This window comes from Lachnotalea sp. AF33-28, assembly GCF_003477885.1.
Taxonomy (GTDB): Bacteria; Bacillota; Clostridia; order Lachnospirales; family Lachnospiraceae; genus AF33-28.
On record NZ_QUEE01000012.1, the window covers coordinates 1 to 15,804 of the forward strand.

General features: G+C 48.1%; 12 protein-coding genes and 1 tRNA gene. 11 read left to right on the forward strand and 2 right to left on the reverse strand.

Going from position 1 to position 15,804, the window contains the following annotated elements; all coding sequences use genetic code 11:
* The first annotated feature begins 183 nt into the window (after positions 1–183).
* The 8 genes from DWZ56_RS15950 to DWZ56_RS15985 all read left to right on the forward strand — a co-directional run bounded on the left by DWZ56_RS15950 (position 184) and on the right by DWZ56_RS15985 (position 10,091).
* Positions 184–256 (forward strand) — tRNA-Asn (locus tag DWZ56_RS15950).
* 737 nt (positions 257–993) lie between these two features.
* Positions 994–1,767 (forward strand): AraC family transcriptional regulator, encoded by a 774-nt coding sequence (locus DWZ56_RS15955; protein WP_158584621.1) that lies wholly within the window; start codon positions 994–996, stop codon positions 1,765–1,767.
* A gap of 232 nt (positions 1,768–1,999) precedes the next feature.
* The gene (locus DWZ56_RS15960) at positions 2,000–3,619 is read left to right on the forward strand and encodes an alpha/beta hydrolase (protein ID WP_118557608.1); all 1,620 of its coding nucleotides are present in this window, start codon (positions 2,000–2,002) and stop codon (positions 3,617–3,619) included.
* Positions 3,620–3,925: 306 nt separating this feature from the next.
* Positions 3,926–5,611: a sensor histidine kinase gene (locus DWZ56_RS15965; RefSeq protein ID WP_118557609.1), complete on the forward strand. Its 1,686-nt coding sequence runs from the start codon at positions 3,926–3,928 to the stop codon at positions 5,609–5,611.
* A 1-nt stretch (position 5,612) separates the two neighbouring features.
* A complete protein-coding gene (locus tag DWZ56_RS15970) occupies positions 5,613–6,395 on the forward strand; it encodes an AraC family transcriptional regulator (RefSeq protein WP_118557610.1) in 783 nt (260 codons plus the stop codon).
* A 136-nt stretch (positions 6,396–6,531) separates the two neighbouring features.
* Complete coding sequence (locus tag DWZ56_RS15975) at positions 6,532–8,103, forward strand: ABC transporter substrate-binding protein (RefSeq protein WP_158584622.1); 1,572 nt, start codon at positions 6,532–6,534, stop codon at positions 8,101–8,103.
* A 96-nt stretch (positions 8,104–8,199) separates the two neighbouring features.
* Entirely contained in the window at positions 8,200–9,153 is a 954-nt protein-coding gene (locus DWZ56_RS15980) for an ABC transporter permease (RefSeq protein ID WP_118557701.1), read from the forward strand.
* Positions 9,154–9,194: 41 nt separating this feature from the next.
* Positions 9,195–10,091 (forward strand): carbohydrate ABC transporter permease, encoded by an 897-nt coding sequence (locus DWZ56_RS15985; protein ID WP_243095319.1) that lies wholly within the window; start codon positions 9,195–9,197, stop codon positions 10,089–10,091.
* Here the strand turns inward: DWZ56_RS15985 and DWZ56_RS15990 are convergent.
* Entirely contained in the window at positions 10,066–11,088 is a 1,023-nt protein-coding gene (locus tag DWZ56_RS15990) for an alpha/beta hydrolase (RefSeq protein ID WP_118557612.1), read from the reverse strand. The genes DWZ56_RS15985 and DWZ56_RS15990 overlap by 26 nt on opposite strands.
* A complete protein-coding gene (locus DWZ56_RS15995; RefSeq protein WP_158584623.1) occupies positions 11,085–11,621 on the reverse strand; it encodes a TetR/AcrR family transcriptional regulator in 537 nt (178 codons plus the stop codon). Before DWZ56_RS15995 ends, DWZ56_RS15990 begins: the two co-directional genes overlap by 4 nt.
* A 269-nt stretch (positions 11,622–11,890) precedes the next feature.
* Between DWZ56_RS15995 and DWZ56_RS16000 the strand changes: the two genes are divergently transcribed.
* From DWZ56_RS16000 to DWZ56_RS16010, 3 genes are read left to right on the forward strand one after another with little or no spacing between them, the layout of a single operon-like run.
* Positions 11,891–13,417 (forward strand): tannase/feruloyl esterase family alpha/beta hydrolase, encoded by a 1,527-nt coding sequence (locus DWZ56_RS16000; RefSeq protein WP_158584624.1) that lies wholly within the window; start codon positions 11,891–11,893, stop codon positions 13,415–13,417.
* A complete protein-coding gene (locus tag DWZ56_RS16005; protein WP_158584625.1) occupies positions 13,417–14,211 on the forward strand; it encodes an MBL fold metallo-hydrolase in 795 nt (264 codons plus the stop codon). Before DWZ56_RS16000 ends, DWZ56_RS16005 begins: the two co-directional genes overlap by 1 nt.
* 20 nt (positions 14,212–14,231) lie before the next feature.
* Entirely contained in the window at positions 14,232–15,698 is a 1,467-nt protein-coding gene (locus DWZ56_RS16010) for an MFS transporter (RefSeq protein WP_118557616.1), read from the forward strand.
* Positions 15,699–15,804: the final 106 nt, after the last annotated feature.

Sequence of the window (15,804 nt, forward strand, 5' to 3'; positions counted from 1 at the left end):
GCTTGACCAAAAGATCCGGAAACGGATACTGGAAGATCTGGTAGAGAACTTGGAAGAAAGATGTAAAAAAGATGTTGATAATGTGTAGTTTTGAGGGTATAATAAGAAAGAGAAAACGCCATTCCTCGATAGCTCAGTCGGTAGGCCAGTGTAACGCTCGCACACCGATAAAACTATATATAATCCTCGATAGCTCAGTCGGTAGAGCACGCGGCTGTTAACCGCGCTGTCGTAGGTTCGAGTCCTACTCGGGGAGCTTAAAAGACCTATAGACAAAATCTTATAGGTCTTTTGCTTATCTAAAAAACAATAAAACAAGTATAAGGTTGTGTTGCAAAACTGGTGAAAGAGATCACCGGCGATCAGCACGAGCCGTTTGTCTTTCATCAGACAAGCGGCTTTTTTTTGTGCAAAAAAATAGCCGTAGTACAAAAGTGGCGGAAGCCTACCAGTCCTTGACGAAGGAGGTGATACCTTTCAGATTCGGATGGATGAAGAGATGATGGAAATGGCAGACAGTATACAGTAGAACAAAAAATGTCGGTTTTATGTAGTTTTTCAATATCTGAAGCTGTTTTGAAAATATTATATCAATATAGGTCTCTTGGCATTGGTGATTCGGGTTTTCAGATAAAAGATGATAAGATATATATTGTAAACAAGGGAATAGATATTTATAATATTAAAACTTCGGAGTTAATAGAAAATTATGTTATTGACAATGAATTGCAAATTCCTCCAGTGCCACGGTATGGGAGATCTGACATCGGTTTAATTCAATAATCCCGTTGTTCACGATCCGCTACCTTATAAATAATGCCAGAGAGAAATGAAATGCTTTTATCAGTTTCTTTATCAGGATCATATTTCTATGTACGGATTTTTATATAAAATTCCTTGAATTAGCTCTGAACGTAAAGTAGAATATTAATCAGATGTGAATGGAGAAATAAACTGTGTTGAAATAAAATCTATATGGCGGCGATAGAAAAGATGAATAAAAAAACAGATGGGACTGCAATAGAAACATGTATAGCGGAAGAAGGAATGCGCCAATGGGGATATTCACAGGAGAACCATGTGTATTCGGAGGAAAGGATACTGCTTGATTATATCAGAAACGGTGATGTGAACGGTCTGAATCTGTATTTTGAACAGGAACATAGAATGCGGTTTCCGGTAGTGTTAAAAGATGTAAAGAGAAACTGGGAGTATATGTGCGTGGTATCCGTATCGCTTATGGCCAGGGCAGCGATAGAAGGGGGGCTTACGTCAGGAGAGAGTTTTTTAATTAATGACGCTTATTTAAAAAGGATATCCGTAACAAAAGATATCAGTAAGTTCCGCGAACTGTACTTTGAAGCCGCCCATTATTTTGCTACTCAGGTGAATGAGCGAAAGGGAAAGGAATATGTCAATCCGGTTGTGAATTTATGCAGAAAATACATCATCTCGCACAGAACAAAGAAGATTTCATTATCTGAAGTGGCTTCCTTTGCCAACATATCACCGGCACATTTATGCCACCTGTTTAAGGAGTATGAAGGAATAACAATTACGGAATATATTCTGAACGAAAAGATTGATGCGGCATGTAATATGCTGAAATATGCAGATTGCTCTATATGTGAGATTTCGGTATACCTTGGATTCAGTTCCGTCAGCTATTTCAGCCGCTGTTTCAAAAAAAGGAAGGGAGAGTCACCAAAGGAATACCGGAAGCAAAATCATTTTGCAGATTTTACTTTTGAGCAGTATCAGGAATAAAGAGCCCTGCGGGCAGGAACGGAATTATGTCGCTAAAGCGACCCTCCACAGACGGAGAATCCTGCAAGCGGGCTTCTTTTTTCTTAAAAACAATCGCAAAATAATGCAAGAGATCACAAAATAGTAAAAACTGTAAAATAAAAAGTATAGTAAGATGGGAATATATGGAACGGTAACTTTTGTACTGGGTGAAGAACGTATATCAGAAATAACTTAGGAGGAACGTATTGCGATGAAAAAGAAGTTTTTTGTACTTTTTGTGGTGGTGGTTTTAGGCTTTATGATGTCGGGTATGTCTGTTTCTGCAGCTGAAGAATATTCTGATGATACGGTTATTAGTCAGAACACGATTCTAGGTGACAATATTGTGGTAAGCGGAAAACTAACGGTTAAGGACGGCGCGACACTTACAGTTCCGGAAGGCATTGTCCTGACTGTGAAGGAAGGAGCCTCTGTTGAAGCCAGAGGAAATATTGACATAAAGGGAAAAATAATTGTGGAAAAGGGGGGACGGTTCTTCAGAAAGGAATATCTTATATATCAGGAGATAGTCGGGCCGGAGGAGGATGCCGGATTTGGATATACCCCACTGATTGCATGCCATACAGGTTCAGTGGAAATCAGCAATGGGGAATTTCACTTCCCCATGGGGACCGCCGTACGTGTAGCGAGATCTTCGGTAAGGCTGTGGAATGAAAAATGGACGATGGAGCATGAGACTGAAATAAAATATAATGACGGTGTAAAAGTGAATGTCTCCATTTACGGTCCGGATTTTTCTAAAGATACCACCCAGTATTCCAGAATCGTATTTGGGTTCGATTCCGGGAACACGGAGCTTAGACTTTTAGCTCCTTCCACATATTACTGGGTATTCGATGAAAGCATACAGGCCGGAAAATGGCAGTGGTTTAATGGTTTGGAAGCGCTTTCAGGTTCGCCGGACAGTGCGAGTTCGGGATTGCTCGCCTGGGCAAATGCGTTTTATCATAATGCAAGAATGTTAGAACCGGAACTGACTTCTGAAGAAGCTGTAATATACAGGGATCAGGTATATGATCCTTCGAGGAATACGCGGAATCAGTATAATCTGTTTATCCCGACATCCGTATCAAAAGAAAAACCGGTTTCTCTGATCTTATTTATGCACGGCGGCAGTTGGACAAGCGGATCAAAGGAAGATTTTGATTATGGCTGTGCGCGTATGGCAAGAAAGGGGTACATTACGGCTACCGTTGATTATAGATTGTTTGAAGCGGAGCAGAATGCTGCCAACAGCATGGAAGATATTATGGACGACATCCAAAACTGTATCAATGCTATTTATGAAAAGACTTCGGAATTGGGATATACTATTGATAAAATGGCAACGTCCGGATATTCTGCAGGCGGGCATCTGGCATTACTGTACGCATATTCCAGACCGGATGCCGCTGCAATTCCGGTGAAACTCGTATTTGAGGAGGTGGGGCCTGCAGATTTTGACGCCGGCGCTTTTGCGCCGGGGATTTTCCAGAATCAGCTTATTGTTGATAGCTTCGCAAAAAAATTGATACCGAATTATGGATCTATGACATCCGGAGAAAAGGAAACCGCGTTGGACTATATTTCGCCTATCACCTATGTAAATACAAATACTGTACCTACTGTAATGGCCTATGCGGCAGAAGATATTATTGTCGGCTATCAGCATGGTGTCCGGCTTGATGAAAAGCTATCGGCAAACGGTATTGAACATGTTTTTTATACTCTGGAAAAATCCAACCACACCTGTGAGTTTGACAGCGCTGCGGTAGATAATTTCTGGAATACCTCTTACGAATACTGTGAAAGGTATTTAACATCTCAGTAATAATAGCAGTTTTCACTCACTAAGACAGTTGCTGATCTCCATATCCGGAAAGCGGTTCTCACACCCTGTGGAAACCGCTTTTCTTCGTGTGGATTTAAAGTAAACCGCAAAATAATGAAACAATTCACAAGATATTAAAACAAATAGCGTAGAAATAATAGTACCATGTTATACATGGAATATGTTTGTATTAGCAAATGACATAAATATTTGATAGAATATTTGATGGGATGAAGTGATAAGCGCGGACAGATCCATTTGCTGTTACGGGCAGAAGCTGACATAAAGTATAGGGGGAGATCAGTAATGAATAAATGTAGATGGAAATTCATACGCAGATTGGACCGCAGGCTGATTACAATCATCTGTATTACCGTGATTCCGATCAACATACTGGCGATACGGCTTAGCAGCATCGCTGTGGAGGAGTCCAGGGAGCGGGTGCTCACCTCCTATGAAAAGGAGTTTGATGTATTTATGAACCGCGAGATGGCTCTGTTTGGTAAACTGGATGACTGGTATATGGATTTTATCGGTGAGTATCTGGAAGATATCACGGTTGCCCGCTACTTCAGTCCGGTCACCAGCGTGAACATTGTGCAGGAACTCGGTTATGCACTCAATATGTATGGAATCAACGGATTTATCAGTTTGGAGGAAAAAATGGGGGATGGCCGGATGTATGTAAAGGGTACCAAGAATTTATATACACTGGAACAGCTGAGCCGCCTGAAAAATGATTTGGCTAAAAGCGGTGAAGGACAGCAAAGCAATGCGGGCACCTGGCACATAGAGGAGTTTGACGGACGGTTCTATTATTTTAAAAGTCATTCTTATATGAATTATGCGATCGGATTCGGGATCGATCTGATCGAAGAGATGCAGCTGTGGATCGAATCGGAAGTGATGGAAGGAAATCAGCTGCTGATTGCGGACGGAACAGTATTTATATTGATGGATGCGGCCGGACAGGTCCTTCCGTTGACGGACAAAGAAGCAGAGGCGCGCCTTAAGGGGGTGGAAGATGCCGTATCCTTTCATTTCGGGGCGGATTCCTATGGGATGGATGTGTATTTGATCAACGAAGAGCTTCGAAGCTATGTGCCGGTGGCATACCGCCTTTTGCAGGCACTGTCCTATATCAGCATTCTGATGCTGTTTCTGCTGTGGTTTGTGATCCGCAGACAGGTGGTCCGTCCGTTAAAAATACTTCAGAAAGGCATGGGTGAACTGGACCGGCAGGAATGGTTTTACAGGATTGAGGATGCTGCGGATACCAGCGATTTTGAATATATATACGCGGAGTTCAATAAGATGGCGGATGATATACTCAAATCCCATGAGACAGAGATACAGCTCTATCAGACCAGGCTGGATAATCTGAAACTGCAGGTAAATCCCCATATGCTGCTCAATTCACTGACCATGATCTACAGTCTGGCGGAAACACAGCAGTATCAGATTATCCAGAAATATTCCATGAATCTGGTGGATTATTTCCGCTACTGCCTGCGGGAGACCAATACGCTGGTGCCGCTGAAGTCCGAAATGCAATTTGTGGAAAGTTATATAGAAATTCAGAAAATTCGTTTTCCGGATGAATTCTCCTGTGTCTATAAGATGGAAAAAGGGGTGGAGTCCGCATTGATTCCTCCGCTCCTTGTACAGAACTTCGTGGAAAATGCGATGAAATATGCCAGGATCCCGGACGGCGTGATAGAAGTGCTGATCAATATACGCAGAGAAGGGGAACGGCTGCTGATTTCTGTCAGCGATACCGGAAAAGGGATGGATCCCGTTGTTTTGGATGCTTTAAACAGCGGAGAGCTGTATACGGATAAAAACGGTATGAAGCATATCGGGGTTTGGAACTGCCGCCGCCGTCTGGAGGCATTTTTCGGGCAGAATGCAGTTTTGAAGCTGACCAGTACGGCCGGTGAGGGGACACAGGTCTGGATCGAGATACCGTATACAATAAAGGAGGGGCGCTGATTTGAATTTATTAATTGTGGATGACGAGGTACAGATACTACAGGGATTATTGAGCGGGATTCGGTGGGAACTGCTTCAGTTTGAGGAGGTGCTCACCGCGAAGAATTACAGCCAGGCCGTGGAGGTTTTTCAGAACTGGCGGATAGATATCCTGCTTTCCGATATTGAGATGACGGATCAGAGCGAGCTGGATCTGATCGAATGGGTGAATGAGCATTACCCGGAAACGGAATGCATCATATTAAGCTGCCATGATGAATTTGATCTGGCCAGACGCGCGGTCGGATTAAAATGCCTGGATTACGTGCTGAAACCGATCCCTTACGAAACGCTGACAGAGGTGCTCAAGAGAGCGATGGATGTGGTCCGTAAGGAGCACAGCCAGAATTTGCTGGAACAGTATGGGAAGGTATATATGAAGCAGATGAGTGATGCGGTTAAACCGGAGGAGATACCGGAGGATGTGACGGATCGGGCCGTAACCTATATCAGAAGCCATATCGCGGATAATATCAGTGTGGAAACTCTGGCGAAAATGGTTCATGTGAGCCCGGGCCATCTGACCAGGCTCTTTAAAAAGCAGTTTGATCAGACGGTCACCGATTATGTTCTGCAGCAGCGCATGATGCTGGCAGGGGAATTATTAAGAGAGAGCAAGCTGTCGGTCACTATGGTGTCGGATAAGGTGGGGTATGGGAATTATTCATATTTTATAAAGCTCTTCAAAAAGTTTTATGGGAAAACACCGAGGGAGTATCAGCTGGATGCAAGGAATAATATCTAAGCGTTGATGATGCGTGAGCGGATGTTGGATTTGTACTATTTTTTGCCGGAATCGATGCCATACAATCCAAGGCCTGCATGGGATAATATAGCCATATCCGATGGGGTATCAAATATTATCAAAAGGAGAGGATAGTATGAAGAAAAAAATTGCAGTGTTTGCGGCATTGGCCATGCTGATCGGATCCCTGGCAGGCTGCACAAGCGCCGGCGGGCCGGATGCGCAGGAGTCAACCGCGCAGGGAGTAACTACTCAAGCTGGTACAGACGGGGAGAAGACGACAGCGGCGCCGGAAGAAACGACACAGGGGGAATGGACCGGTGAAGTGGATCATGTCATAATGACTTATTTGACGTTAGGAAATACGCCTGCGGATCTTCAGGCGGTACAGGATGCGGTCAATGAAATCACCGCAAAGAAAATCGGAGTGGAGGTAGAATTTAAAGCGATTTCCGCATACGATGCCTTTTCACAGTTTCCTACCTGGATAGCTACCGGCGAAACGGTGGATCTGATGTTTCCGCTTCTGCAGGATCTGAATACCTATGTGAGCCAGGGCCTGATAGAACCGTTAGACAGCCTGATTGCTGAAAATGCGCCGGATATACAGCAGCTGACACAGGAAGGCTTCCAGATTACCACAAATAACATGATTGACGGCGAGACCTGGGCGGTGAGCCAGGTTCCAAATGTCTTCGGCATGGGCGGAAGCTATCTGATCCGGTCAGAGTATGTGAAAGAGGCCGGCATAACGCATGATCCGAAAAAGATATATACTCTGGATGAGCTCACGGATCTGTTTGCCAAAATGAAAGAGCTGCATCCGGATCTGTATCCCTGCGGTCTTGTTTCCGCTAACAGGACAACATCGGAATTCAACTATGCCAACGGCATCTACGATCCGCTGGGAGCAAAGGCATTTACAGGCGTACTTATGGGAACGGACAGCACACAAGTGGTAAATCTGTTTGAGACCGAGGAATACAAAGAATATCTGCAGTACTTAAGAAAATGGTATGAAGCCGGCTATATTTATCCGGATGCAACCACAACCGATGCCACAAATGTTTCGCTGCTCAATTCCGGCGTTACAGCAGGGTATTTTATGGCCAGCGCTCCGGTACAAAAAATCTATGAGGATCTGGATCAGCTGCGGCTGACGGAAATCTATCTGGGTGCTCAGGGAGCCGGAGGATGGGTGATTCCCATCACCAGCAAGGAGCCGGAGGCCGCTATGCGTTTCCTTAACCTGATGTATGCGGATTCCGATCTGGCGAATCTGATTCAGTGGGGAATTGAAGGAAAACATTACGTTGTAGTGGATGAGTCGATTAATCTGATCGGTTTCCCGGAGGGCGTAGATGCCGGTACCAGCGGATACTATAATACCCTGGGTTTATACGGTGATTTCAGAAAGAGCTTTATCTGGAATGAAGCATGGACCCAGGACAAGAACGATGCTTATACGGCGGAAGCGATGGCAAACCCCACGCAGGGCGTAGGATTTGTTTATAATCCGGAAAGTCAGTCTACCAGGATTACAGCGATTCAGGCTGTGGTAGCGCAGTACTTGCCTTCCCTGGAGTCCGGCAGTGTGGATCTGGATACCTATTATCCGGAGTTTATCGATGCGCTGAAGGCCGCAGGCGTGGACGAGGTGATTGCGGATAAACAGCAGCAATTTGATGAATGGCGTGCGAAACAGTAAGCAGCTGGATAGAGCAGACGGGAAGGCATATGCAGGCAGCTTATGCCTTCCCGTTTTTTCTGCCATCAGAAACTAAAAACGGAGGAAATGAATGCAATGACACATACAAAGACCGGTAAAACTGATCCGGTACCATATAAAAAGAAAATCAGATGGAAACGGATGGTGCCGTTCTATCTTATGATGACTCCGGGGCTGCTGTATTTTCTGATCAATAATTATCTGCCGATGGCAGGCATTACGGTGGCCTTCCGAAAGGTAAACTATAAACTGGGGCTTTTTAAAAGTCCCTGGTGCGGCTTTGATAACTTTGAATTCCTGTTTGCGTCCGGACAGCTGGGAACCATGATCCGCAATACCATACTGTATAATCTGGTATTTATTATCCTGGGTACGACCCTGGCTATTACGGTTGCGATTCTGCTAAATGAGGTCCGTTCGAAAATCGCGTCCCGGTTTTATCAGACCATTATACTGCTGCCCTATCTGATGTCCATGGTAGTGGTCAGTTATTTAGTCTATGCGTTCCTTAGCGGCGAAACGGGATATATCAATAAGGCGGTTCTGCCGGCTCTGGGCCTGAAACCGATTTCTTTTTATCAGGAGAAGGCTTACTGGCCGTTTATCCTGGTGTTCGTAAACCAGTGGAAAGGCATCGGGTTCAGCATGATCATTTATCTGGCTGCGATCGTTGGAATCAGCAATGATTTTTATGAAGCGGCCAGGGTGGACGGAGCCAGCAGATGGCAGCAGATTCGGTGCATTACGCTGCCCAGCCTGAAGCCGACGGTTATCACAATGTTTATTCTAAGTGTCAGCAAGATGTTCTATTCCGATTTCGGACTGTTCTATCAGGTACCGAAAAACTCCGGGATTCTGTATCCTGTGACACAGACAATCGATACCTATGTTTATAATGCGCTGATGAATCAGAATAATCCGGGAATGTCTGCGGCAGCAGGATTTATACAGGCCATTGTGGGATGTGTTCTGGTGGTGGCAGCCAATGCGCTGATCCGTAAGATCAGCAGAGAAGATGCAATATTTTAAGTGTCAGACAGGTGTATCGCTGTACTGAAGTGGAGGTTTTTATGGGAGGAATATTATCAAAACAGGAAAAAAGGATGCAGCTGCTGGCACATATCGTGATGATTTTTTTGTCAGTTCTGGCGCTGGTCCCGTTTTGGCTGCTGATTGCGGCATCTTTTTCAGATTCAAATTATGCTGTGGCGGAGGGCTACCGCTTTATCCCCAAAGTTTTCAGCCTGGACGCCTATCAATATATCCTGCAGCAGTGGAATCAGATCGGACGGGCGTATCTGGTTACGCTTACGGTTACTGCGGTGGGAACCGTAAGTTCCATCCTGATCGTATCGCTGCTTTCTTACGGTCTAAGCCAGAAGGATCTGCCTGGGCGCAGGGTAATTTTCGGATTGATTCTCTTCACCATGCTGTTTTCCGGAGGCATTGTGCCGCAGTATATGATCTATAATAATTATCTGCATCTAAAGAACACAATCTGGGGACTGATTGTGCCGAATCTGCTGTTAAACGGCTTTACGGTGGTATTGGTGCGCAATTACTTTCAGCAGAGTATACCGCCGGAATTATCTGAAGCCATGGAGATCGACGGGGCCGGCCCGTTTTACATATTTTTCAGACTGGTGATGCCTCTGTCCACCCCGATTCTGGCGACAGTAGGGCTGATGGAGGCTGTGACTTATTGGAATGACTGGAATAACGGCCTGTACTATATCACGGACAACAAGCTGTACAGCATGCAGCAGCTGTTGAACGAGATGAATAACAATGTGATGTTTATGAGTAATAACGCATCGCAGCTGCAGGGCGTGGATGTCAACGCGCTGCCTACGGCCACCATGCGTCTGGCGATCGCGGTAATTGCGATACTGCCGATTATATGTATGTATCCGTTTTTCCAGAAATACTTTGCCAAGGGGATTACGATGGGGGCTGTGAAGGGCTGAAATATTTTTCACACCTTTCAATCGTAAAGACGGAAAGGGCCTCGTCCATTTTTGCGATGGTCTTTTCGCTGATTTTGCACAGGTCAAACAGATTGCGCAGGGTAACTGTGTCCATGAAGGTGCCGATTTTTTTCTGTGCACCCTGATAGAGCAGATACTGGACAGGAAATTTGAATTTCAGAACCTTAAGCGCTCCCGGGATGCTGTTTATGAGTTTACAGGAATTCCGCGTGGAAAGCACGCTGCCGTAGGCGTCGTTATAGGCGGCGCATTCCCGGACGGAGCGATAACGGCCGGAAATCAGCTCATCCGCCCACTCCATGCTGTCCTTCACCCAGTTTCCTACTCGGGAGCAGAACAGCGGTCCCACTGCCCCGGAGCCGGCCCCTACGGAAAAGCCGTGGAGGGCGTAGCCGTAAATATGGGCTTCATAGTCGATGTAGTTTTTTTGCAGAGCATCCATTAACTTGGTGGTATTCTCAATGGACACAATCCAGTCCGTGCGGGAGGACGCCAGAAACATGGGGCAGGTGTCCAGATTCACCAGCTCGCTGGAATCCGGAGCATCAGGGGCGCAGTAGGCCAGAGTTTCCCTTGATACCAGTCCATAGCATACAATCACCGCAAAGGGCTTGTGCTTTGCTGCCGAGGCAGCGGCGGTGACTACATGGCCCCCGGCGGAAAAACCGGCGGCAAGGATATGCGCCGGATCGATTTTATATTCGGCGGCATGGTTCGTCAGATAGTCCATGGCCCCGTCAAAATCTTCCAGGGGATTGGGCCAGGTATGGTGCTTTCCCACGGAATAACGGAGAATAAATGCGTGATACCCCAGCGCATTAAACGCTTCGGCCACAGGCTTCCCCTCTGATTCATCGCAGTTCTGATACCCGCCGCCGGGGCAGATGAGAATGGCTGTGGTTTTGTCCGTACTCGTCAAGTAAGGCGTCAGGGTGACGTCCCGGTCCCGGTTCAGTACAATCGGCTTCTGCTTCATTTTTTCGGCTCCTCTCTCTGGTAGGATACGGCGGAGACAATCCGGCGCAGGCTAAAATGCTCGGGAAGCTGTCCCATGCCCAGATGTATCCATTCGTCCACCAGGCCATAGACCGCCCCCGCCAGCACCGCCCGGGGATAGGCTTCCTCTGGCGCTGTGAATTCGTCCAGTTTGCAGCAGGCAAAAATGTGTTCCTTCAACAGATGGGCTGCATCGTTGTTATATAGCAGCCGGATTAAATCTGCGTGCCTGCGGTATTGTTCCAGAAGCTCCACACAGAAGCAGCTTAAGAACTCCTCGTCCGGCTTCTGGGAAAAGGTCTGATACCACTCGTCGGTACAGGCAGTCAAATACTGAATCAGGATATCCTGCATGGATTTGAAATTCCGGTAAAAGGACACCCGGCTGACCCCCGCCCGGTCGCACAGCTCGGAAACATTGATCTGTGCCAGGGGCTTTTGGGTCATCAGCTGCAAAAGCCCCTGGGTGAGGCTTTCGATCACCATATCATGCGCTTCGTTTTTGGTTGCCATCTCGTTCTCCCTTCCGGTTCTGTTACACATCGGCTCTTTTGTTTCACTATGCAAAACTTCCTGTTTCTCCGCTTGAAAAAGCCACAACATAGTGTTACACTTGTTTCTGAAACAAGTGTAACACTATGATAAACGAATGTCAACACGCTTTTTGTATGATCTCCGGCGGCGATTTCTTTCAGAATGCAAACAGGAGGTGCCTGCGGTCTGTATCATGTAGCGTATCCCGGACGGTCCCGGGGCGCGGCGTTTTTGGGAGGATAGGATTGATGTTGGAACGGGATAACATTATTTTTTACGATACCAGCGATTTGACAGAGACTGGCGGAATCTGCGGTCGGGCCAATGCCGCTTATTTGGCATCCGGGCTGAAGAAGCGGTTTCCCGGAGAAGGTATTTCGGTAACCGGGGCGGAAATCAACCGCTCCGGTATATACCGCCGGGGATTGACCAGAATTAAAAATCTGCCGCCCTATGTTTCTGTTCAGCTTAAGCACTGCACCGGACGACATACCGAAACCGTCACGATTTGGTCGCCCCTTGCCTGGAATGACCGTTTTTTCGGCACGGGCGGCGGTGGAACGGCGGATGGCGGAGAAAAATACATCACAAGGCCCAATAACACCTCTCGGGGCATGACCGTGGCTTTTGCGGTTCGTAACGGCTTTACCGCCGCCACCACCGATGCGGGAAACCCGGAGAATGAATGGGCGCTGGACAGGGACACCCACAGGGCAGATTGGGAACGGATAGAGAACTGGCGCTCTGCCTCCACCCATTTTATGACGCTGGCTGGCAAGGCCGTGGCGGAGCTGCTGCATAAGCGGCCCGTGCGGTATGCCTATTTTCACGGAGGCTCCGGCGGCGGACGTCAGGCCATGGTGGAAGTGCAGGAGCACCCGGAAGACTATAACGGCGTGTGGGCCTCCTGCCCAGCTATCTACTGGAGCCGGTTCCTGCCCCTGGGCCTTTGGCAGGTAGCGGTAATGAACAGCGCAAACCATGTAATTCCGCCGAGAAAGATGAGATGCTTTATGCAGGCCGCATGGGACAAGGCAGGTGGTGAACGGGCTTACTATCAGCAGACGTCAGCGGTCAAAATAGCCCCCCTCCAATGCGTGGGAATGCCCACAAAAGATGGTCCCATCACAAAGGAAGACGCCGCCGTGATGAAGGAAATCTGGGAGGGACCCCGTGACGAAAACGGAAGGCAGCTGTGGTTTGGGCACCGCCCGGGGGTGCTGTGCTGGAATGTGGGCATCCCGGTGGGGGCGTTCTATTACACCCTGTTTCGGAAAAAGCCGAAGCCCTTCTTCCTCAGTGAATATTACCTGCGCTGGGTCACCGAAAACCCCAGGCAGCGGTTTGCGGATGTGACACTGGCGGAATACAGACGCCTGCATCTTGCCAGCATTGAGAAATTTTCCGCTGCCGATGCAGACAAGGCGGATTTATCCGCATTTGCAAATGCCGGAGGCAAGCTGATGATCGACCATGGCACGGATGACCCCCTGATTCCTGTGGACGGCACGCTCCACTACTTCAGAAATGTGGAAGCGGCAATGGGACGGGATGTCGTTTCCCGGTTCCTTCGCCTGTACATCACTCCCGGCGACGGCCACGGAAGCTGCAGTTGGCACGGCCCCGGAATCAGCGAACGGGACGGCGTGGCAGCTCTGATAGCTTGGGTGGAGCGGGGCATCGCCCCGAAGGCGATCCGTACGGTTCAGGTGGATAAAAGAGGACGGACCCTTCGGGAGGCAGAATGTTTTTCATGGAAGGAGGAAGAGAAATAATGAGCAGTTTTTTTCATGTCTCCATCGGGGACGGTTTGTATCTCATATCCAGCGTCGCATCGGGAACCAGCATGGAATTTGGCCCGCCTACGGCCAATTCCTATCTGATTGTGGGCAGGGAGAAAGCCCTTCTCTTTGACTTGGCTGTCAATGAGCCGGGAATCAGGGACTACATCAAAACCATTACGGATAGGCCATTGATGGTGGTTCTAAGCCACGGCCACCCGGACCACATCTACCATCTGCGGGACTTTTCACAGGTCTGGATGCACGAGGCCGACGAGAATTTCCCCCTGTGCCTGAATCCGGGTCTGAAGCTGCTGAAGCGAAAGCTCACCATTCACCAGCTGCGGCAAGGCGATACCATTGACCTGGCCGGACGGGTGCTCACGGTGTTTCACATTCCGGGCCACACCATGGGCAGCATCCTGCTGCTGGACGAGCAGACCGGCACCCTGTTTTCCGGCGATACCGTTGCCCGCCGGGTGCTGTACGGCATCACGGGCTGCCCGCCCCTTTCGGAGTTTGAAGAAATGCTCCTGCATCTGCCCACAGACCGTATTCATAAAATCTATTCTGCTCACGACCGCGGGGCCATCGAACCGGAATACATCGGCCACATGATCCGGCTGATGCGGGAGGAACTGCCGAAAACCGAAAAATACTGGCATTTCCCCGGCTTCCCCAAAATGCGGAATCTGGTTTATGGGGAAGAAAGTACCCCGGACTTTTTTGATATTGCGGTTCCGGAAGCTGTACTTGACTGCGAGGGCGAATCTTGCAGGCCAAAGTAAAGAAGAAAGAGGAAATAGCGATGGCAAAAGCAAAAAAGATCCAGCCAGATGGCTGGAAAACAACAAAAAAGGAACGGCGCAACTACATTATTGGCGACTTTGGCCGCCAGCTGGAGGGATATATCGTCACGGCACTGATGAGCACCTTCCTGATCTTCCAGGGCATCAATCTGACCGCTATTGCCGGTGTCATGCTGGCGGTGAAGATCATCGATGCCTTCGACGATGTGATTTTTGGCTTCCTGGTGGACCGCATTCACATCACGAAGGTCCGGGCTTTTGAAAAATTCACCGGTGAGGGGAAATATCTGCCCTGGTATCGGCTGACCTTCGCCTTTTTCCCGGTTTTTACGGCCCTGTTCTTCTGTATGCCAATGGGAATGTCCAATCAGGCAAAGCTCGTATGGTTTGTGGTGTTTTATCTTCTCTATGATCTGACCTACACCATGGTGGAGGTCCCCATGAATTCCATGATCGTCACTCTGACGGACAATCTGGACGAACGTAACTCCCTGCTTCAGACGAAGGCCATTCTCTCCGGCATGGGCACCATTCTGGTGGGCATGGTCTGGACGGTGAGCATCAGCGAGTATATCGGTTTTTCCATTAAGAGCGTGGCGCTGGTCTCTTCTGTTATCTTCTTCTTTTTGATGCTGCCTCTTGCCAAAGGCGTCAGGGAGCACAACACGGTGCTGGCCAATGTGGACCCGGAGGAGAATCAGAAGTATACCTTCAAGGATATGTGGAACTGCGTAAAAACCAACAAGTATCTGATGATTCTGCTGCTTGGCACGGTCATCACCTCCTGCCTTGCTACCGGCGGTGCGGTGGGCCTGCTGGTTTCCTACTATCATTTTGGCAGTTCTCTGATTTTGGCAATTCCCATCACCATCTCAATTATCCCTGTGCTGATTGCCCAGATGCAGACCAAAAAGCTGTGTTCCAAATTTGGCAAGCTCAAGGTATTTCTGGTGACGGGCCTCATCGGCGGCTTCATTCAGCTAAGTATGTACTTTGTCGGTCCTGTTTTTTCTGTTTGCTGCACGCTGCTGGTATTGCAGGCGCCTTTCGGCAACATGAGCAACGTGGCCAAAACCTTCTTCCTGCCGGATACCATTGAATATACCCGCTACAAGACCGGCAAGGACTGCTCCGGCATCTGCAACTCCATTTCCTCCTTTGTCACCAAGCTGACCACCAGTGTCTCCTCGTCCCTGGGCCTGTTCATTCTGGGACTGTCCAACTACATTCCCGTTCAGGCGGAGAGTTTTGAGGACATTGCGGCGGCAGGCATCGTCCAGCCACAGCAGGCTTTGGATGTTATGTGGATCATCTACGCGCTGATCCCGCTGGTGGGCGTGCTGCTGGGGGTAGCGGTGATGTTCTTCTATAAGCTGAAGGATGCGGATGTTGCTCTGATGGCCAAGTGTAATGCAGGCGAGATCACCCGTGAGGAATGTGAAGCGCAGCTTTCAAATAAATATTGATGCTTTGGGGCGCAGACGCAGCACGCAGATATTTAACACAATATTAGTTTGAAATCAGAATATGACGGTCAGATATGAGAATGTTTGATCAGGTAAGAAAATGATA